The 20,813-nt window shown below is 42.7% G+C and carries 21 protein-coding genes; 8 read left to right on the top strand and 13 right to left on the bottom strand.

The genetic code is table 11. The features are described 5' to 3' along the window. The first annotated feature begins 135 nt into the window (after positions 1–135). The gene (locus tag ACTJKG_RS09365) at positions 136–387 is read left to right on the top strand and encodes a hypothetical protein (protein ID WP_172334893.1); all 252 of its coding nucleotides are present in this window, start codon (positions 136–138) and stop codon (positions 385–387) included. A gap of 13 nt (positions 388–400) precedes the next feature. Here the strand turns inward: ACTJKG_RS09365 and ACTJKG_RS09360 are convergent, their stop codons facing one another. From ACTJKG_RS09360 to ACTJKG_RS09340, 5 genes are all read right to left on the bottom strand, one after another. After that, complete coding sequence (locus ACTJKG_RS09360) at positions 401–529, bottom strand: hypothetical protein (RefSeq protein ID WP_440739027.1); 129 nt, start codon at positions 527–529, stop codon at positions 401–403. Next, on the bottom strand, positions 502–1,116 hold the full coding sequence (locus tag ACTJKG_RS09355; RefSeq protein ID WP_440739026.1) for a hypothetical protein: 615 nt from the start codon (positions 1,114–1,116) through the stop codon (positions 502–504). Before ACTJKG_RS09355 ends, ACTJKG_RS09360 begins: the two co-directional genes overlap by 28 nt. Positions 1,117–1,213: 97 nt before the next feature. Next, on the bottom strand, positions 1,214–2,098 hold the full coding sequence (locus ACTJKG_RS09350; RefSeq protein WP_172335170.1) for a hypothetical protein: 885 nt from the start codon (positions 2,096–2,098) through the stop codon (positions 1,214–1,216). Positions 2,099–2,100: 2 nt separating this feature from the next. Then, positions 2,101–2,457: a hypothetical protein gene (locus ACTJKG_RS09345; RefSeq protein ID WP_440739025.1), complete on the bottom strand. Its 357-nt coding sequence runs from the start codon at positions 2,455–2,457 to the stop codon at positions 2,101–2,103. A gap of 77 nt (positions 2,458–2,534) precedes the next feature. Beyond that, a complete protein-coding gene (locus ACTJKG_RS09340) occupies positions 2,535–3,092 on the bottom strand; it encodes a Crp/Fnr family transcriptional regulator (protein ID WP_440739024.1) in 558 nt (185 codons plus the stop codon). A gap of 135 nt (positions 3,093–3,227) precedes the next feature. Here ACTJKG_RS09340 and ACTJKG_RS09335 point away from each other — a divergent pair, with 135 nt between their 5' ends. From ACTJKG_RS09335 to ACTJKG_RS09310, 6 genes are all read left to right on the top strand, one after another. Then, positions 3,228–3,542 carry a ferritin family protein gene (locus tag ACTJKG_RS09335; protein WP_172335167.1) on the top strand — a complete coding sequence of 105 codons (315 nt, stop codon included), beginning with the start codon at positions 3,228–3,230 and terminating at the stop codon, positions 3,540–3,542. Between the two features lie 12 nt (positions 3,543–3,554). Next, on the top strand, positions 3,555–4,076 hold the full coding sequence (locus tag ACTJKG_RS09330; RefSeq protein ID WP_440739023.1) for an O-acetyl-ADP-ribose deacetylase: 522 nt from the start codon (positions 3,555–3,557) through the stop codon (positions 4,074–4,076). Positions 4,077–4,157: 81 nt separating this feature from the next. Beyond that, on the top strand, positions 4,158–4,727 hold the full coding sequence (locus tag ACTJKG_RS09325) for a Crp/Fnr family transcriptional regulator (protein WP_440739022.1): 570 nt from the start codon (positions 4,158–4,160) through the stop codon (positions 4,725–4,727). Positions 4,728–4,795: 68 nt separating this feature from the next. Beyond that, positions 4,796–5,809, top strand: coding sequence for an alpha/beta hydrolase family protein (locus ACTJKG_RS09320; RefSeq protein WP_440739021.1), 1,014 nt, complete (start codon positions 4,796–4,798; stop codon positions 5,807–5,809). 204 nt (positions 5,810–6,013) lie between these two features. Then, complete coding sequence (locus tag ACTJKG_RS09315; protein WP_440739020.1) at positions 6,014–8,431, top strand: glycoside hydrolase family 3 N-terminal domain-containing protein; 2,418 nt, start codon at positions 6,014–6,016, stop codon at positions 8,429–8,431. A gap of 96 nt (positions 8,432–8,527) precedes the next feature. Then, positions 8,528–8,962: a DUF695 domain-containing protein gene (locus ACTJKG_RS09310; protein ID WP_172335162.1), complete on the top strand. Its 435-nt coding sequence runs from the start codon at positions 8,528–8,530 to the stop codon at positions 8,960–8,962. 59 nt (positions 8,963–9,021) lie between these two features. On the opposite strand, the gene ACTJKG_RS09305 is transcribed toward ACTJKG_RS09310, so the two are convergent. The 4 genes from ACTJKG_RS09305 to ACTJKG_RS09290 are packed head-to-tail and all read right to left on the bottom strand — an operon-like array spanning position 9,022 to position 12,697. Continuing rightward, complete coding sequence (locus ACTJKG_RS09305) at positions 9,022–9,924, bottom strand: hypothetical protein (protein ID WP_440739019.1); 903 nt, start codon at positions 9,922–9,924, stop codon at positions 9,022–9,024. Positions 9,925–9,946: 22 nt separating this feature from the next. Next, complete coding sequence (locus tag ACTJKG_RS09300) at positions 9,947–10,831, bottom strand: hypothetical protein (RefSeq protein ID WP_172335160.1); 885 nt, start codon at positions 10,829–10,831, stop codon at positions 9,947–9,949. A 43-nt stretch (positions 10,832–10,874) separates the two neighbouring features. Then, positions 10,875–11,786: a hypothetical protein gene (locus tag ACTJKG_RS09295; protein ID WP_172335159.1), complete on the bottom strand. Its 912-nt coding sequence runs from the start codon at positions 11,784–11,786 to the stop codon at positions 10,875–10,877. A 20-nt stretch (positions 11,787–11,806) separates the two neighbouring features. Further along, the gene (locus tag ACTJKG_RS09290) at positions 11,807–12,697 is read right to left on the bottom strand and encodes a hypothetical protein (RefSeq protein WP_440739018.1); all 891 of its coding nucleotides are present in this window, start codon (positions 12,695–12,697) and stop codon (positions 11,807–11,809) included. 747 nt (positions 12,698–13,444) lie between these two features. On the opposite strand from ACTJKG_RS09290, the gene ACTJKG_RS09285 reads away from it, so the two are divergent. Continuing rightward, positions 13,445–14,680 (top strand): ROK family transcriptional regulator, encoded by a 1,236-nt coding sequence (locus ACTJKG_RS09285; RefSeq protein WP_172335157.1) that lies wholly within the window; start codon positions 13,445–13,447, stop codon positions 14,678–14,680. A 110-nt stretch (positions 14,681–14,790) separates the two neighbouring features. On the opposite strand, the gene ACTJKG_RS09280 is transcribed toward ACTJKG_RS09285, so the two are convergent. From ACTJKG_RS09280 to ACTJKG_RS09265, 4 genes are all read right to left on the bottom strand, one after another. Then, positions 14,791–15,642: a hydroxymethylglutaryl-CoA lyase gene (locus ACTJKG_RS09280; RefSeq protein WP_172335156.1), complete on the bottom strand. Its 852-nt coding sequence runs from the start codon at positions 15,640–15,642 to the stop codon at positions 14,791–14,793. A gap of 102 nt (positions 15,643–15,744) precedes the next feature. Then, on the bottom strand, positions 15,745–17,058 hold the full coding sequence (locus ACTJKG_RS09275) for an NAD(P)/FAD-dependent oxidoreductase (protein WP_440739017.1): 1,314 nt from the start codon (positions 17,056–17,058) through the stop codon (positions 15,745–15,747). Between the two features lie 126 nt (positions 17,059–17,184). After that, complete coding sequence (secDF, locus tag ACTJKG_RS09270; RefSeq protein ID WP_440739016.1) at positions 17,185–20,178, bottom strand: protein translocase subunit SecDF; 2,994 nt, start codon at positions 20,176–20,178, stop codon at positions 17,185–17,187. Positions 20,179–20,293: 115 nt separating this feature from the next. Continuing rightward, complete coding sequence (locus ACTJKG_RS09265) at positions 20,294–20,776, bottom strand: dihydrofolate reductase (protein WP_172335153.1); 483 nt, start codon at positions 20,774–20,776, stop codon at positions 20,294–20,296. Positions 20,777–20,813 lie beyond the last annotated feature (37 nt).

Here is a 20,813-nt window from a genome sequence, read left to right as displayed (position 1 = left end):
AAAAGATTTCTCCCTTCGGTCGAGAGATAGTTTCTCCTCGTACCTCGTTCGAAATGACATTTTTTTAAATTTTAATCGTCTTATTAATTATATTGCCTTAAACATACCCAATCTAAAACTTAAAGCAATATAGTTATGAAAACAGATCTGTACACCAAAATTGTATTAACCATTATCGCTGTAGCCTTAACCGTAAACCTGCTGAAAGGCAGCGCCACACCAGCACAAGCCGATGGCAAACACTACGTAAGCGTACCCCTTAACCCCGATGGCAGTCTGAATGTGACCATCAAAAATACCCAGGAAGTAATGAAAGTAAGTATCAGCGATATTGCTCCTTACGCTTTCAGGAACGTGACACCTTTGGAGGTTAAAGTCAGAAACTAACAGCTATCAGTATCTATGGTAATTCCTTGCGCGATACATAAATCACTGCAGGGGTATTACCCTCGTTGAAGGTAAACGCATCTTTATCCTGATTGTAAATACCACCCGAAGCGGCTACATACAAGCGGTCCTTACTGTCCATATACAAATTCCGAATCCGGACTTTAAACGGAAGTTCGAGGGCGTTACCGTCGCGGAGTATGGTTGTAGGGTCATGGATATAGGACGTACTATTGGCCGAAGCTGGCTTGGATTATATTTTAACTGGTAGGTTGTTTTGTTTTGTGCCGATTGCACAATACCAATGGGCATAATGATCTTTTGTGCCCGTTGATAATTTAAGTACCGGTTCCAGCTTTTGCCCATATCAAGGCTATAAAATTGTGCTACGGAAGCCTTCAGGGTGCCTTCCAATCCCAAACCTCCGGCAAGTAATAGCGACATTACGGTATCTTTATTGGTGTACAGGCCTTGTATCGGCCCGTTGAAGTTTTTTGATTCCTGCCAGGTTTTACCCTGATCGGCAGTGAAATAAGCTTTGGTCCAGGTGGTAACCAATAAAGTGTCATCAATATTACCGGCAACGGCATAGGCCGCTTTACCATTGGGTATTTCCAGCCTGATCCAGTTGGGATCTGGTTGATTGGTTACGACAGGCGATTTATTATCTTTTTTGCAGGAAACAACAATAAAGGCAATAGCAGTGATGATAAGGGTTAATTTTTTCATAAAGCAGGATTTGTTAAAATAATAATACCATACTATAGCAATAATATGATATTATTGTTATGACCTGCAATTTATAATTTGGTTTAATAATAAAAAATTAATCAGCCAGTTTTAAACGCCAGGTTGCACGTACGCGTCCCACACCGCGCATATTTTCCAACTGCTCCCGGGTGGCGTTTGCCAAAAGATATTTTAACGAGCCCGAGTCACGATGCCCTGCTTCGGCTTCTTTATCGATGATAAAACCTTCAGAGTTAAAAAATGCTTCGGCCTCTTCAAAGCTGTTGAATTTATTTTCCTCAATGCGATGCTCCCTGAAAAACTCCTGTAGTTTATCTTTCATTTGAAAACCCGGGAAGCGATTAGGAGATTTTACATAGATATCGGCCGTGATCCAGTAGCCGCCCCGTTGCCGGAGCACCTCACGGATGTTGTGGCATAGTTTTCGTTTTTCGTCCATATCCAGGTAAACCAGCAAGCCCTCATTTACTACAATCACTTCTCCTGCGGGGAAATGATCAGTAGTAGCTGTAAAAGCAGCTTCATCAAGCGCGTTGAGCGCTAAAGTTTCCAGTTTGCCTTTAGGTATCTGCTGATGCAACAGGTCATCCAGTAAACTTTGCTTAGTTGTAATTACCTCGGGCAGATCGGTATCGATATAATACACCTCTTTGTTCATTACCGAGCTTAATCCCCGGAATGAGAACCCGGAAGAGATCTCCAGAATATTTCGCGCAGGTAAGCCTGCCAGTAACTGATCAATACTCGTATACCGCGATTCAAAGTGAAGCACACGTCCCCAGAAAGCAAGCTCTTGAATACTAAAATCTGGTTGGTAATGATCGGGCCTGCTGATCAGCTTAGCCGCTTCCAACGCAAATGGAATATCAGTAAAGCCTTTAAGCAATAGTAATGCACGCGCCGATGGGCTAATACTGCTATAATCCCTATCTTTTGAAAGTAATTCTTCGTTGCTGTTCATGGTTAAATAGCTTGTTGAATAATAATACAAACGGTTGTTTCATCCAATACCGCGAATTCTCTCAAACCCCAGGGCTGGTTCTTGATTACCTTTAAATTAGGGTGCAATATTTCCGGATGTTTGGAACTGATCTCGGCATAATAACCTTCAATATCGTCGGTATCTATTCGCATTTCGGGGCGGTCATATACATGGAAATCTTCTTCGCTGGCCACTAACTGAATAGTAACACCCTCGCGCGCCATAATGTAAAATCCTTCTTCGGAGTATTTGGTTTCAAAACCAAGCGCGGCGAAGAGGTTTACACCTATTTGAACATCTTTATAAATGATCTTTGGGATTATTTTTAGCAAACTCATAACCTGTTGTATTTGATTACAACAAATCTCTGCAGTTTTAGCCGCGTATCATTTAACAAAAGATAAATAATGCCGGCTCATTTAATTTTGTTACGGATGCGGCTCAGGGATACCTGCGTAATACCCAGGTAGGAGGCGATGTGCTGCAGAGGCACCCGCCGGATCACTTCGGGTTTTTGCCGCAGCAGGTTTTCGTAGCGCTGGGTAGGGCTATCTTTTAAGTATGAAAAGAAATGCTGCATAAATTCGGCTTGCTTATCGCCAGCTTGTTCAATGATAAACTGATATAGTACGGGATCTTTCCGCACTTTTTCCATATCGCCTGCATCCAGCCAGCGTATGGTGGATGGCTCCAGTGTTTCGATACTGAACGGACTTGGTATATGTTTACGCATGCTTTGCGGGGATGAAACCACATCACCCTCAAAAAAAAACTGAAAGCTGATCTCTTTGCCATCATGATAAAACCAGGTGCGGATACTACCCTTTTCAATTAAAAAAGCCTTGCGACTGATATCACCCTCTTTTAAAAGCAGATGCCTGGCCGGAACTTCTGCATGCTTCCATAAGTGGCGATATTTTTTCCAGGCCAATCTGATGGCGGGTTGTGCTAGTAATGGTTCTTCCTGTTTCATGTGCGATTTAAGGACGCCTGATGTTTTCTTAGTTAACGTTGGTTTCAGCATCCTGGTTTTAATCTGTATCCTTTCTAAATATCGGTATATCAAAACAAAAGCAGAGTGCTATACCTTTTCAAAATAAAAAATATTATGTCATTTGATCAATATCACGAACCAGCCAACGAGCTATCCGCCCAAACCAGGACTTTTGCGCGGATGATCGTATCCTTAACCGAAGAGGCCGAGGCCATCAACTGGTATGAACAACGCATATCTGTTGAAACCGACAAGGCGGCCAAAGCTATTATGCAAAACGCCCAGCAGGAAGAGTTTAAACACTTTGGTATGGATCTGGAATTCCTGCTGCGTAAAAAGCCGGTATGGCGTAAAACCCTGCAGGCTATATTATTTCAAAAAGGCGATATTGTAAAGCTGGGTACCAAAGGTGAGGAAGCGGCAGAGTAGTATATTTGCTTCATGAATAATAGCCGTATTACACTGGTCAAAGGCGATATTACCAGGATTAAAGCTGATGCTATTGTGAATGCAGCCAATACCTCCTTGTTGGGTGGCGGTGGCGTTGATGGCGCTATACACCGTGCCGGAGGTAAAGCTATATTAGAAGAGTGTGTTCAAATCCGCAACAGGCAGGGTGGTTGTAAAACAGGTGAAGCGGTGATCACAACAGCTGGGAATTTGCCTGCCACCTATGTGATCCACGCCGTTGGACCTGTCTACAATAATGGGAATAGCGGCGAGGAAGTACTGTTGGCATCTGCTTATTTAAACAGCCTGAAACAGGCCGTACAAAACAACGTAACAACTATTGCTTTCCCTAATATCAGCACCGGAATTTATCATTTCCCTAAGCAAAAGGCGGCGGAAATAGCTGTCCATACTGTAAAGCATTTTTTAGCCGGAAATGGTAGTATACAGCAGGTGATATTTGTTTGCTTTGACGACGAGAATTATGAGATATATAAGCATTTGCTTCACTAATAGGCGGTCAATAAGCAACACGTCAAAAAGCACCCCCTTCCGGGGGGTTGGGGGGCTAATAAATAATGCTTATGTTAGCGTATGCACCCCGCGTTACAACAACAACTGGAAGGAAAAATTACCCTCACTACCGAACAGGAACAGCTGGTTAATAGCTGTTATAAACCGAGGCTTACCAAACGCGGGGAAATCCTGCTTGAAAAAGGAAATGTAGCCCGGTACTTGTTTTTTGTAGTGAAAGGTTGCCTGCGTGTTTTTTTAACCAAGGATGATGGAAGCGAATGGACACGTTTTTTGATATTTGAAAATCATTTTGGTACTGCCTTTCCCAGTTTTGTACAGCAAAAACCATCGGTGGCGGCTATACAAAGTATGGAGGCTTCTGAGCTATTGATGATCAGTCGGCAGGATTCACAAATGCTGATGCGGGAAATACCCGGTTGGGAAACCATGATGCGCATGGGTTTGGAGCTGGATTATATAGCCTCCATTGAGCGTATCGAAAGCCTGATAACCTTGGATGCCAAAGAGCGTTACAATATCCTGATGCAAACACAACCCGGATTGATACAGCGTTTACCCAACAAAATTATTGCCGACTACCTGGGCATATCGCAGGAAACACTGAGCCGCCTTAAATCAAAAAAATGATTTATTGACTATTGTCAATCTTTTTACAAGGTATATGGGCTTGTTTTGTATTTCAATCAGATAATCCTATGCACCGCTCAATTTACATTACGCTCCTCATTGCCCTGTTCAACCACACTATTTGCGCACAAACGCTTATTGGCGAACGAACTGTTCATTTTAAGGACGAAAAACGTAACCGCCCACTGGTTACCGAAATTTGGTACCCCACAACCGATACCTTAAAACAAAGTGATAAGGCATTTTCGCCCTTTACCCGGGCCTATACCGTGCGCGATGGTAAATTGCCCACCGCTAAGCTGCCCTTGATCATGATCTCGCATGGCACGGGAGGCAGTCGGCTTTCATTGGAATGGCTGGCCGATGCTTTGGTGCAAAAAGGGTTCATTGTAGCCGCGGTTGATCATTGGGGTAATACCTATGACCATAAGATTGCCCTGGAATTTTTAAAACCCTGGGAGCGCCCGCGGGATATCAGCTTTGTGATCGGTAGTTTATTAACCCAACCGGATATAAAGGATATGATCGACCCCGGTAAAATTGGTATGGCCGGTTTTTCATTCGGTGGTTATACAGCTATAGCTCTGGCCGGAGGGAAGTTTGATTTCTTGTCGCTGCTCAATTATTATAAAACCATCGGAAGAAATGAAATTAACGTACCTGAATTTCCCGGTATCAGCAAATATCTTGACGATAAAGATCTGCTGGCCGTAGCCAAAAATCCCCCGCCGTTGTATGATAAGCGGATCAGGGCCTTCTTTGCCATTTCACCTGCATTGGGGCCAGGCTTTGTTACGGATAAGGATATCACCGCCCCGGTTTATATTGTTGGTTCGCAAAGCGATAGCATGGCCCCGGTAAAAACCAATGCGCTGCGTTACCATCAGCTCATCAAAGGTTCACTGTATTACATCAACCCGGGTAAAATCGGTCATTATGTAATGCTGCAGGAAGCCATCGATGATGTAAAAAAAGAAGCCCCAACTTATTTTACCGATGATGCTTCCGTGAGCAGGCACCAGGTGCATTTAAAGATGGATAGTTTGGCGGTAGGGTTTTTTGTAAAGAATTTGAAGGAATGATAATTTTAAACAGGGTGTCATACTGAGCTCCGTCGAAGTATGGTGGGCGGGGCCTTTACGCGCGTCCTTCGACAAGCTCAGGATGACAGGCCTGCAGGGCTAATCAATCCTTCCGAAAACGTTTTCGTAACTTCTGTAAGGTGTGTATAAGCCAGCAGAACTCTTAAAACATATATTTGGCGTAGTAACCCCAATTATATCTGCATGAGAAAAAAGTACTCCCTGTGCCGCGCAGGCATGGCTTCCGCGCTGATTGCCGGATTAGCCCTATCCGCATCGGCACAACAAAAAAACATTTACCATAAAGGCTGGGTTGATTTTAACAAGAACGGCAAAATGGACGTTTTTGAAGACCCCTCGCAAACCGTTGATAAACGCGTTGCGGACTTGCTAAGCCAGATGACCGTTGAAGAGAAAACCTGCCAAATGGCCACCCTTTATGGCTACAAACGGGTTTTAAAAGAAGAAATGCCAGCCGAGTCATGGAAAAACGAGGTTTGGAAAGATGGGATTGCCAATATCGACGAGGAGCTAAACAATTTGGTTTCCACAACCGACAGGGCGTACACCGAATATTCTTTCCCCTACAGCAAACATGCTTCGGCCATTAATACCATCCAAAAATGGTTTGTAGAAGAAACCCGGCTGGGTATCCCGGTTGATTTTACCAATGAAGGGATTCACGGCCTCAATCATGACCGGGCCACACCTTTGCCTGCGCCCATATCCATAGGCAGTACCTTTGATAAACAACTGGTGCGCCAGGCCGGCCAAACTGTAGGTCGTGAGGCTAAAGCACTGGGATATACCAATGTTTACGCACCCATTCTTGATCCCGCCCGCGACCAGCGCTGGGGCCGTGTAGTGGAGTGTTATGGCGAAAACCCTTTTCACATTGCCGAACTGGGTAAACAAATGGTGCTGGGTATCCAAGAGGAAGGCGTAGCCTCAACCCTGAAACATTTCGCGGTATACAGCGTGCCTAAGGGTGGTCGCGACGGCAGCGCCCGTACCGATCCGCATGTGGCCCCGCGCGAGATGTACCAGATCTACCTGTACCCATTTCGCCGGGTAATACAGGAGGCGCACCCTATGGGCGTTATGAGCAGTTATAACGATTGGGACGGCGTGCCCATTACCGGCAGTTATTACTTCTTAACCGAGCTGCTTCGCCAGAAATTTGGCTTCAACGGCTATGTGGTATCCGACAGTGAGGCGGTGGAATACCTTTACTCCAAACATCACGTTGCAGGTGATTATAAAGAAGCAGTAAGACAGGCCGTAGAAGCCGGACTAAACGTGCGCACCAACTTCACCATGCCTCAAACTTATATTATGCCCCTGCGCGAGCTGATCAAAGAAAACAAGCTTTCTATGAAAGTAGTTGACTCCCGGGTTGGTGATGTGCTGCGGGTAAAATTCCGCCTGGGTTTGTTTGATGACCCGTATGTAAAAGATCCAAAATCATCCGACAAGAAAGTGCATACGGCGGCTGATAATGCTATGTCGTTGCAAATGAATCGTGAATCGATGGTATTGTTGAAGAACCAGGGCGATCTGTTGCCTTTGGATAAAAGCAAATTGAAAAACATACTGGTGACTGGTCCGCTGGCTGCCGAAAAAAACTATGCAACCAGCCGTTACGGCCCGTCGCACAACCCGGTTACCAATGTGTTGGACGGGATTAAAAATTATGTGGGTAAGGATGTAAATGTTACCTATGCCAAAGGCTGTAACGTAGTGGATGCCACCTGGCCCGAAAGTGAGATCATTGAAACACCGCTTACGGCGCAGGAGCAAGCCGGTATTGATTCGGCGGTAACACAAGCCAAACAGGCCGACGTAGTAATAGCTGTGGTAGGCGAAGACTTTGAAAGGGTAGGCGAGAGCCTGTCCCGTACAGGACTAAATTTACCCGGCAGGCAGTTAAAACTGATCCAGGCACTACAGGCTACCGGCAAACCGGTAGTGATGGTGATGATCAACGGGCAACCGCTCACCATCAACTGGGAAAATAAATTTGTACCGGCCATACTCGAAGCCTGGTTCCCCGGCCCCGAAAGCGGTAAGGTTGTTGCCGAAACCCTGTTTGGCGATAATAACCCAGGTGGCAGACTACCTATAACCTTCCCAAAAACTACCGGACAAATTGAGTTTAACTTTCCGTTTAAGCCAGCCTCACAGGCCAGCCAGGGCGGCGAAAACAGCTGGGGCAAAACCAGTGTGAACGGCGCATTGTATCCTTACGGCTATGGCTTAAGCTATACCAAGTTTGAATACAGCAACCTGCAGGTATCGCCCGAGAAAGAAAACTCACAAGGCGATGTACAGGTGAGCGTAGACGTAACCAACACAGGCAGCCGCAAGGGCGATGAGGTGGTACAATTGTACCTCAAAGACGAAGTAAGCAGCGTAACCACTTACGAGTATGATCTGCGCGGCTTTGAACGCGTAAACCTTGCCCCCGGCGAAAAGAAAACCGTGCAATTCACCCTGCACCCTGACGACCTGGCCATACTGGATAAAAACATGAACTGGACGGTTGAACCCGGCAAATTCCAGGTGATGATCGGCAGCTCATCGGTGGATATTAAACTGAAAAAAGAGTTTGAAGTACAATAAGGCTTAAAGCCAAAGGCGGAAAATTTAAAGCTAAATAGCTGGAAAAGACTTCCGAAGTTTAGGAAACTTCGGAAGTCTTTTTTGTATTATTGGGATATGAAATTAGATGATTCATGGGTTGGTATTGATTTTGTAACCGACGACGAAATACCCGGATTGGTCAGGTACAGGCCTAACCTTCAGGATTTTATAGAATCGGGTTTATACCCACGTCGGATGGACATTATCTGGACTTACGAAAGTTTTGATGATTCTTTGCTCCCGACGCAGAAAGATATGGATCTGATGGCCAGTGTTGAGGATGCGCTTGTGGATGCTTTTGAGGGAGATAACCAAACCATACTGGCTTTTGTTTTTACCTGTGATAACGAAAGATGGTGGGCATTTTATACCACTGATATTAACATGGCCGGCCAAAGGTTGAACGAAGCTTTGGCAATTTTTGATCCATTACCTATCGACATCAGCGTTGACGATGACCCCAATTGGGACGAATATTTTGGGGTTATAGAAGATTTTGGCGGAGAGTAATCATCTGTTTAAAAAAAACGTGGAGGGGCCATCTGCCCATCCTCCACGTATTAAATTATTTAGAATCCCTGGCTAAGATTGCCGCTGTAATTTGAATCAAATGATACGGCAAACCCTCCGGGGCTACCATCATTCGAAAATACATTACCGGTTAATATGGTCCTGACGTTTGGCTGAAGCGTTACGTTATTAATCGTTTTGAAAGCTACGTCTGTGCCATTAGGAGATATGGCATCAATAAGGATAGTCACTGTTGATGTATTATTGAATAAACGTGTTACGGGACTTAATGGAAAATTGGTTGTACGTACATTAGCATTGGTTACGGGCGTAGACGATGTTCCGCCGGTATTTGATCCTGTAGACTTTCCATCCAAATAAGTACATGCTTGATATGCACCTAAAACAGTTATATTAATCCGGGATACCCCTGATGGAATGGCATCCTTAATAACTACCTGTATCTCGGAATTTAATCGTTTTAAAACTGAATTCTGTTGTACGGATGTATTGCCAACGGTAAAGTGAACATTGCTATAAAATGTTTCCGGAAAGTAAGCATAAGTACGGTAATTAAAAATGAGTCCAGTATCTCCGAAGTCAGCAGGAATAGTATCGGTTAAACCAACAAATGCGGCCGTATAAGTGCCTGCTACAAGGCTATCTGCAATTGTTCCGAAGTTGGGTGCCCCTTTATTAATAATTAGCGTTTTTTTGAGTGAGTTATTAGAATCAAAAAGTTTATATATCAATTTAACAACTGTACTTGCCGAAGGATCGACAGTGTTTACCTTGATCTTACTATTTTGCTCAATGGGGTCGATTGTCGACGTGAAGCCCGATAAGCTAAAAGAAACGGGATAAAGTTTACCTGTAGGGTTAGTTTTTGTATGGTTATCTTTTTTGCATGATAACAATGTAACACCAAGCAAGGTAAAATATATAAATAAAGCCTTTTTCATATCTGGAAAGAATTAAGTAAAATTAAAAACTAACGTTTACCGGTGCCCCCCAATCCTGATCAATCGCTAATACAAATTGAGCGTTGCCCTGGGTAAATAAATTTCCGGAGAGTGTAGTGATGTAATTAGTTTTACAAACTACATTTTTAATGGTTTTTGTACCCAGTGGCCCGGATGGATTAGCTCCATAATAATCTATAGTTACATCAAAAGGCTTAATATTATTTAGCGTATTCATAACAATAGTATAATTTGTAGTGCCAACATCTGCTGTAGTAATAGTTTTTGTAGTTGTATTGATGGCTTGGAAGTGATGTAACCCGTCGGATCCTATGGCGGATGTGTCTTGAAATTTTACCACTATTTTTGATGTGCCTGTTGGTATGGCATCCTTCAACACTATAGCTAATCGCGCTGTTGCCCTGGAAAGTGTAACTGATTGATTTATGCCTGTATTGGTTACAGTAAAAGGGATCAACTTAAAAAAAGTGTCATCCCAATAAGCCGGGCCTCCCTCAATATCTGGTCGGGTAATATAAGTGAAGAATGTTCTGTAAGCCAGTAAATTATTTGATCCCCCACAAAATACAGCCTTATAATTTCCTGCAGGCACATTTTCGTTAAACTGACCAAAGTTAGCATCACCTTTCTTAACATTTCTGGCAGAAACTAATAACCCGTCACTATTGTATAGGCTATAATACAATAATTGCACAGGCACTGTATCTGTGGCCTGCGTGCCGAGGGAATTTGTTTTTGTTTTACTATCTAAAGGCACTGCGCTTTGCGAAAAGCCAGATACTTTAAAAGTGATAGGGTAAAGTTTGGTATCGGGCGCTTTTTTATCCTTTTTACAGGCAAAAAGCAATAGAACGCAGATGCCGCAAAGTAAAATTTTCTGTTTCATCAATTTTGGGTTTTGAATATTTTATGAATTGATAGCCGTTCATTTAAAAACTCTGATTAATATCAGTGGTATTGTAATCTGGATTGAATGTTACGGCAAGTCCTCCGGTGCCAGCGCTATTAGTAAATACGTTACCGGTTAATATAGTTCTGGTATTTGGCTGAAGTGTTACATTGCCAATTGTTTTTTGCACCATGATGGTACCATCAGCTGCTTTAGCCGTAATTGAAACTGTAACGGGTGTAGTATTATTAAATACGCTCCTTGGGCCTAACTGGAAATTAGTTGTGCCTATATTGCTACTGGTAATAGCAACTGTGGCAATCCCTGCTGATATGGAACCTGACGATTTTCCATCAAGATAAGAGCATACAAAATTTCCGGTGATATCTATTGTAATGCTGGCTGTTTTAGGAGGGATAGCATCCTTAATGATAACTAATACTTCTGAATTTAATCTTTGCAAAACAATACTCTGCTGTACAGGGGCATTACCAACAGTGAAGCTGGCATTGCTGTAAAATGTTTCCGGAAATGCAATGCCAGTAGCATAATAATAAGAAAAACGGGTTGGGTCACCCGCGTAAGTACCTATGTAATTGGCGGAGTCCTTTAGCCCAAGAAATACTGCTTTATAACTACCGGCAGGGATACTGTCTGTAAATGTTCCAAAATTGGGAGCGCCCTTTTTGATGAATACTGTTTTTTTAAGTACGTTGTTAGAATCGAATAATTTATAAACCAGTTTAACGATACTGGTTGCCGAAGGATCAACAGCATTTATTTTGATTTTGCTGTTTTGGTTGTCAGGAACGTTTACCTGACTAAAGCTTGAAATATTAAAGGAAACCGGATACAGTTTACCTGTAGGCTCAGTTGTTTGAGTATGATGGTCTTTTTTACACGATAATAGTGCTATGCTTATTAAAGTGAAGCAAATTAAAGCTCTTTTCATTTGGATTAGATTTAAGACAATTAAAAATTAACATTTACAGGTGGATTCCAATCCTGATTAACCGTTATCGTAAACTGGCCATTATCCTGGGTAAATAAGTATCCGGAAAGTATGGTTCTGGTATTGGGTTTACATACCACGTTTTTGATGATTTTTGTACCCAGGGGCCCAACTGGGTTGGGGCCGTAATAATCAACTGTTACATCAAATGGCCTGGTATCATTTAGGGTATTCATGCTAAAAGTATAATTTGTTTTACCCGCATCTGTCGCATTAATAACCTGGGTGGTTTGATTGGTAACTAAAGAAGCGGGTGGATAATAGGGCTTTATTGAAGATGAATCAGAAAAATGTACCACTATTTTTGAGGTTCCGGTTGGTATGGCATCTTTTATTACTAAAGATAATTTTGCAGTTCTCCGGGGTATAACAACCGATTGGTTTACAGGCCCGGAAGTTACCGTAAAAGGTACAACTTTATAAAAGGTATCGTCCCATGTATGGGTATTATAATAGAAGGCTACATTAGGAATGTCAAATGTTAAGTTATTTGATCCGCCACAAAACAAGGCTTGATAAGTCCCCGCTGGCAGATTATCTTTAAACTGGCCAAAGTTTTGATCGCCTTTCAAAACGCGTCTGTAAGTCACCAAAGGCCCATGACCATATAGCGGCCCACGATCCACATATACCGCATAATACAAAGATTGTACAGGTATGGTATCCGTAGCCTGTATGGTGAGGGAATTTGTTTTTGCCTTATCTGCAGTAGGTACATTGGTTTGCGAAAAGCCCGATACATTAAAGCTTATGGGGTATAGCTTAGTATCAGGGTCGGGTGTCTTTTTGTCCTTTTTACAGGCAAAAAACAGGCATAAACAAATACTGTAGAGTATAATTTTCTGTTTCATTTGGTTTAGATTTTAGTGCATAAATGTACTAATTATTAACTGTTTGGAAAAAAAGTGAAGTTTTTCAAGGGAGTATGAAAGTAACCCATAAAACAGATTTTGGTTTTAACTGTTTGTGATTTTTTTTTCTTGCCGACCATGGTCTGTCAGACAGTTGTAGAACAGGTATTTAATACAGTAATTATTGATCATAACCAGAGTGATCATCACGTAAATTCATTTTTAGTTATCAGGAATTTTTGATATATTTACGTACCAAACAGCCCGGAACTTTGTCAAAGTTCCGGGCTGTTTGGTTAAGGAGAAAAACAATACAAAAACCGATCTTTTTGTATTTCGTTATTTGAAAATCAATGTATTGATACTTTTTAAACCTTTTAAAATAGGCTAAAAATTTGTTAAAAAGTGTTAAAATGGCCTTAAAGTTTTGTTAAAACGGGCAATTATCGAGTCTTTTTACCTCATTTTTGACCAAAAAAATGTTAAAATCATAGGTTTAAAAAGTTTTTTGCCAAGTATAAACTCATGGGATGAAAATCGCCCACTGGAATTTTGGTACAATATCTCAATACCTGTATGCAATAACTTTTTTTACTTTCTGTAGGCAATTGTTTCATTAATTTTGTCAATTATACAGGTATTCGCTAAGTGTAATAATAACAGTTGTAGTTATATACTTTATTTATATTTTTATACAATTCAAAACACTAAGGCATTGCCTTTTATAAACCCAATTTAAATTATTTAATGGAACTGGAGAACAAAGGTGTAAAGGGCGGTAGGCTAAAAAACATGATCATTAAAACGCTTTACTTTAATAAGGCGATGTCATGCGCGGAGCTGAGCGAATTATTTGACAAAAGTATACCATCGATTGCCAAAGCTGTAAATGAGTTAATGGATGAAGGTTTTGTTGTTGAAGATGGTTATGCCCCTTCAAGCGGTGGCCGCAGGCCATTGATGTATTCGGTAAAAGCCAATACCATGTATATTCTGGCTATAGCACTTGATCAGCTTACAGCACGTATCCAGCTTTTTGATCTGTTGAATAACGCGGTAGCCGATATGGTTACTTTTGAACTTAAACTTTTGAACAATCCTGATGCCCTGGGCAAGTTAACCGCAGAGATCAATAACTATATTAAAGGATCGCGTGTAGCCAAAGAAAAGATAGCCGGAATAGGTATCGGGATGCCGGGCTTTATCAACGTTACCGAAGGGATCAATTATACCTATCTTGATGCTGGCGGCGAAAGCCTGACCGCTTATTTGACCGCTAAAACGGGTATCACTACGTATATAGATAACGACTCCAGCCTGATAGCCCTGGCCGAACAGAAGTTTGGTATAGCTAAATCACAAAACGAAGTTATGGTGATCAACCTGGGATGGGGTATAGGTTTGGGGATGATTGTGAATGGTAAATTGTTCCGCGGTTATAATGGTTTTGCCGGCGAACTAAGCCATATACCCTTATCGGAAGATGGGGCGCTTTGCGAATGCGGTAAGCGCGGCTGTTTGGAAGCGGAAGCATCCATGCTGGTAGTAGCCCGGAAGGCCATTGCGGGCATTCAGCAGGGGCGTATCACGAGTTTAAAATATAACAGTAACGATAATGACCATTCTAAGCTTATGGGTGATGCTGTACTGGAAGCTGCTAATAATGGTGATCAGTTTGCCATTGAGCTGCTATCAGACGCGGGTTATAAAATAGGGAAGGCCCTGGCTATCCTTATTCACATCATGAACCCCGCTAATATTGTGCTGAGCGGCAGAGGAGCTAAAGTTGCCAAGATACTGATGGCGCCAATACAGCAGGCATTGCACAAATATTGTATCCCGAGATTGGCCGGTGGTACCGAGCTACTGGTATCCGAACTTGGTTTTGATGCCGAACTGATTGGTGCAGCCGTGCTCGTAATGGAGAATTTTGACAAAAACTTAAAAGCCAAAATGAGCAAAGCGGCTAAGGCTTTGGCGTAATAGATATGTGGATAAGATCAGATGTGCAGATTTCAAATGTGCGGATGTACTGATTAAAAAATCAAATTATCCTTAAATCATTTCATTTGCACATCCGAGTATCTGCACATTTACCCAAAAACTTTTCCTGAATAATCTATAGCCTCCTGAAATTTGGCTAAATCAAGCCCCAGGAGCTCATGTTGTGATTGAAGGTATCTGATTAGGTTTTCGGTAGCGATATTGCCTGTGAGGTCGTCTGCGGCCATTGGGCAGCCTCCATATCCTTTCAGTGCAACGTCAAAGCGTTTGCAGCCGCTTTCATAGGCTGCGGCTATCTTGGGCTGCCAGGTATCGGGCGTAGAATGTAGGTGGATGCCGAACTCTGTTTCCGGGAATTTACGGCACAAATCGGGATAAATACTACCGATTTGCTCTGCCTGGGCAATGCCAATGGTATCTGCAAGGGCTATGTTTTTGATGCCCAAATCAACAATCTGTTCTGTCCAGTGTTCAATAATGCCGGTATTCCATTCGTCGCCATATGGATTGCCGAAGCCCATAGACAGGTAAACCAACAACTTTTTACCGCTGTTATGGCATAACCCGTTGATCCTTTTTACATTTTCAAAAGCCTGAGGTAATTTGGTATTGGTATTACGGATCTGGAAAGTTTCGGATATGGAAAAAGGGTAGCCCAGGTAGGTGATCTCCTCGTGTTTAACCGCGTCCTCAGCACCGCGATAGTTGGCGATGATGGCCAATAGCTTTGATTGAGTGTTGCTCGTATCCAGCTTTTTTAATACTTCGGCGGTATCCTGGAGCTGAGGTATGGCCTTTGCCGATACAAAGCTGCCAAAGTCGATGGTATCAAAGCCCACTTGTAACAGCAGGTTGATATAAGCCGCTTTGATATCGGTAGGTACAAAATCATGCAGGCCCTGCATGGCATCGCGGGGGCATTCGGTTATTTTTATGCTCATTTCAAATGCTAAGTCTGAGGTCTATAGTCCAAAGTTAGCTTTTAAGTCTGAAACTTTGGGACTACTTAAAGACTTTTGACTTTCGGCTTAAGACTTAATAAATCAATCAACTGTATTGGGTAAATGTTCATCTTCGGTAAGACCCTCGCGTTCAAACTTGCGGATTATGAGCCTTGTACCACCGTTATAAGTGATATAGCTGGATACCCAGTTAATAAATACGATAACCTTGTTGCGGCCGCCTAAAAGCGATATCAGATGGACGAACAGCCATACCAGCCAGGCAAAAAATCCCTGAAATTTTATTTTACCCAGATCGGCCACGGCTTTGTTCCGACCGATAGTAGCTAATGAGCCTTTGTCGAAATATTTAAAGGGTACCGTTGGTTCATGGTTGATCAGCTGTGCGATGGTTTTGGCTACATGTTGGCCCATTTGTATGGCCACCTGCGCCACACCAGGATGTCCTTTAGGAGTTTCGTCAGTTATCATGGCGGCTACATCGCCGATGGCAAATATGTTCTGGGTTCCTATTACACGACAAACGCTATCCGTCCTGATCCGGTTGCCACGCTCAATAAAATTAGGGTCGATGCCTTCAGGGACAACACCCATAACGCCGGCACTCCAGATCACGGTTTTGGTGCGGATAGTTTTACCGCCTTCAAATTTGATTTCCTCGCCATCGTAGCTATCTACTTTTACACCTAAAAGTACTTCCACGCCCATTTTGGTTAAAAACTCCTTGGTGGCGGCAGAGGCTTCCTCAGAAAAAGGCCCGAGTACTTTGGGCAGAAAATCAACCAGGTACACTTTCATATCCTCTTTTTTGAGTTCGGGATAATCTTTGGCCAGGATATGGTTGCGTAATTCGGCCAGTGCTCCGGATAGTTCCACACCGGTTGGACCGGCACCTACCAGAACAAAGGTGAGATAAGGGTCGCGTTCTTCTTTGGTGGGTTTTAGTAAGGCTTCCTCAATATTTTGCAGAATGGCATATCGCAGGTTAAGCGCCTCAGGAACTGATTTCATGGGCATCGAAAACTTTTCAATATCCTTATTTCCAAAAAAGTTGGTGGTTGATCCTGTGGCTATCACCAGGTAATCATAGACTATTTGGCCAATAGTGGTATCAATGGTGTTCTTTTTCGCATTTACCTTGGTTACCTCGGCAATCCTGAACCTAAAGTTTTTTTGGCTGGCAAAGTTCTTACGTAATGAAAAAGCGATGGATTCCGATTCAAGACTACCTGTGGCCACCTGGTATAAAAGCGGCTGAAAAGTGTGGTAATTATGTTTATCGAGCATTAAGACCTCAACGGGCTTATCCTTGAGATGCTTGGCTACCTGGAGCCCGCCAAAGCCCCCGCCCACAATAACTACCAGTGGAAATTTTGAGCTGTCTGTTAAGTTCATAGCACGGGTGTTTTAACCTCCTTTAAATCTCCCCCGATGGAGGAGGGTTTGGGTGAGGTGTTTTTTATATAACAAAAAAGGCCCCAAAAGTTCTTTGGGGCCTTGCAAATAAATTTATGGAGTTTATTATCTCAGATCTTTTTTACCAAAGTCAACTATAACCGGTGTGGCTACGCAGATAGATGAGTATGTTCCGAAGATCACACCGATCAATAACGCGAACGAGAATCCTTTGATCACATCGCCGCCAAATATGAACAACACGATCAATACGAATACCACAGTTAAAGCGGTAATGATGGTACGGCTTAGCGTACTGTTGATAGCCTGGTTGATTACTTCTTCAGGATCATCTGTTTTGGCATGGTGAAGTTCCAGGAACTCGCGGATCCTGTCAAATACTACCACCGTATCGTTAATAGAGTAGCCGATAACTGTTAGTATAGCTGCGATGAATGCCTGGTCAATATCCAGGGAGAATGGAAGTAATCCTCTGAATAAAGAGAAGAATGATAGTACCAGCAAGGCATCGTGAGCTGTAGCCACCATCGCACCTAAGCTGAACTGCCATTTGCGGAAACGAATCAGGATGTAAGCCGAGATCACAAATATGGCGAACAATACGGTATAGATAGCTGATGTTTTTAATTCATCGGCAACAGTGGCACTTACTTTTGAGAAACCAACGATATCTTTATCGGTTATACGGGTGGCTTCTTTTGAACCCAAAGCCTGGATCAATGTATTCCTTACTTTAGCGTCGGTAGCTGCATTGTTATCCCGGATCAATAAGTTGGTAGTGATGCTCATTTTATCGGCACCAAATGTTTTAACCTCAGTACTACGACCCAATGTAGCGTCAACGGCATCATGAATAGCTTCTGTTGTAACAGCTTTGTTAGGGAAGGTAACAATATAATTACGGCCACCCTCAAAATCCACACCGTAGCTAAATCCGCGTGTAAAGATGGATATTAAACCTGCTAATATGAATATGCCCGAAAAAGCGTAAAACTTGAAACGGTTTTTAACGAATTTAAAATTTGCGTTTTTGAAGGTATGTGAGCTCCATGGGTTTGAGAATTTGATATCCCATCCTTTGTCAAGCATCCACTCAAATATAACCCTTGAGATCAGTAGTGAACAGAACAATGAGGTAATGATACCGATCATCAATGTGGTAGCGAAACCCTGGATTGGGCCCGAACCAAAGATAAACAGGATCACACCGGTTAAGAATGTACTGATCTGTGAATCGAGGATAGATGGTAAAGCGTGTTTGAAACCATCAGCTACAGCTATTCTTAATGATTTGCCTAAGCCCAGTTCTTCACGAACGCGTTCATAAACCAGTACGTTGGCATCAACCGCAATACCCAATGTGAGCACGATACCGGCAATACCAGGCAAGGTTAATACCGCGCCTAAGCTGGTTAATACGCCCATCAGGAAAAATATGTTGATGACAACCGCTACTACCGCTACAGTACCTGCACGATTGTAATAAGCAATCATAAATATCAATACAACAACCAAGCCTAATATACTTGAAGTAACACCGGCATTGATAGCTTCCTGACCTAATGACGGACCTACTACCGATTCTGATATGATATGCGCAGGAGCAGGTAAACGACCAGCTTTTAAAACGTTGGCCAAATCCTTGGTATCCTCAATAGTAAAGTTTCCAGAGATAGAAGATACACCACCAGAGATCTCGTTCTGTACGTTTGGAGCAGAGTATACGTTATCATCCAATACAATGGCTACCGCTTTTTTGTTGGTACCTGACGATGCCTCGGCTGTAACAGTACGCCATTTCTGGGCACCCTCTGAGTTCATGATCATCACAACCTCTGGATTCCCTTTTGGATCGTTATCGGCACGGGCGTCAGTGATCACGTCGCCTGATAATACCGGGCCATTGTCGGCGCCTGTTAATTTGATGGCGTATAGAGCAAATGCTTTGTCCTTGTTATTTTTTAATGGCTTTACCTCCCAAAGAAATTTCAGGTTGCGTGGTATTACCGCTTGTACATCGGTGCTATGGAGGTAAGCGTTAACTTTGGCGGTATCTCTTTGTGGTGAATAACCAACAACAGGACCCTGACCTAATTGCTGCTGACCGCTGGCATCCTGGCCAATGTTTGGAGATAACACAGAAAATAGTGGGTGTAACGCCGTAAATTGTGTTTTATTAGCCAATGCTGCTGCGGACGTATCTTTAGCGGCATTTTTTTGAACCTTGCTCAATAACGAACCTGCTTTGGCAGCGGTATCAGTTTTAGCAGCAGCTGTTGTTGCGGTAGCTTTAGCTTTTGATGAATCAGCTTTAGCTGTTTTGTTTTTTGCAGCCAGTAAGTTGTCAATATTGATCAGGTATTGATAAGCTTCGGTGTTGTCATAAGTTTCATAGAATTCCAACTTAGCAGAACCTTGTAACAATTTACGAACACGCTCCGGCTCTTTTACACCTGGTAACTCAACCAAGATACGGTTTGAGCTTTGCTCAAGCTGAATGTTAGGTTGTGTAACACCAAACTGGTTGATACGGGTATTTAAAACCGTGTATGATTGTTTTACCGCTGTATTAGCCTGATCTTTCAAATAAGCTGTAACCTCGCTGTTTGTTGCGTTAAACTTTAAATGATCTTGGTTATCCTTTGTTGAAAAGATAGCGGCCAGCTTACCGTTCGGATTTAGTTTCTCGTACTCACTAACAAAAAGTGTGATGAAATCCTTTTGAGTGGTTTGGGCGTTCGCCTGTAATTTGTCGGCATTAGCCAAAGCTTGATTAAACGCAACATCAGGATTGTTGTTGGCAATTTTCTTCACCAACTCATCGAGCGAAATTTGCATGGTAACGTTCATCCCGCCTTTAAGGTCAAGGCCCAATGCAAGTTCTCTTTGCAGTACGTATTGATAATTGTGTTTAAACACCGGATATACCGGTTGTGTTGACATAGAATCCAGATACGCTGTTTCTCTCGCAGGGTCACCCTTTGAATATACCTTGGCATCACTTTGAACTTTGCGCGCCACCCACGTGAAAGATAGCTGGTATAAGCATACTACAGCCAGCAGAATGGCGAAAAATTTAATAACCCCTTTACCTTGCATCGAATTATAATATGTAATTAATTAGTTTATAAGCTTTTTTTAAATAAGACGGCAAATCTAATAAAATTTCGCAAGCATGAAATTTTAAATTAAAACAATTTGATGACAAAAAATGTTAGCCGCGTTCCAGCGTGATGAAGGAGTAGCTGTACTTGTTTTTTTCGTCGGGCTCAAAGTTTTCCCGTTCTGTCTCTTTCCATTCCTGCGGATCCAGCTCCGGGAAAAAAGTATCCCCATCAAAATCCTGATCGATCACGGTTAAATAGATACGATCGGTAAGCGGAATAGCTTGCCGGTAAATTTGGGCGCCACCAACAATAAATACCTCATCCTCGCCGGCGCAAAGCTCCAGGGCATCTTCTATAGAGCCTGCAACTTCACAGCCTTCAATAGTGATGGACTGCTGGGTTACTACTATGTTACGGCGTTTGGGTAATGGCTTGCCAACAGACTCATAGGTTTTACGCCCCATGATCACGGTATGCCCGGTGGTGACATCTTTAAAATGTTTCAGATCGTTGGGCAAATACCAAAGTAATTTATTGTCTTTGCCTATAGCGTGGTTTTTGGCTGTGGCAACTATGATGGATGTAGTCATTGGTTCATTAGTGTTATTAGTTCAGTAGTTCATTAGC

Source organism: Mucilaginibacter sp. 22184 (genome assembly GCF_052045695.1).
Classification (GTDB): Bacteria; Bacteroidota; Bacteroidia; order Sphingobacteriales; family Sphingobacteriaceae; genus Mucilaginibacter.
This window is presented reverse-complemented; position numbering and strand designations above follow the sequence as displayed.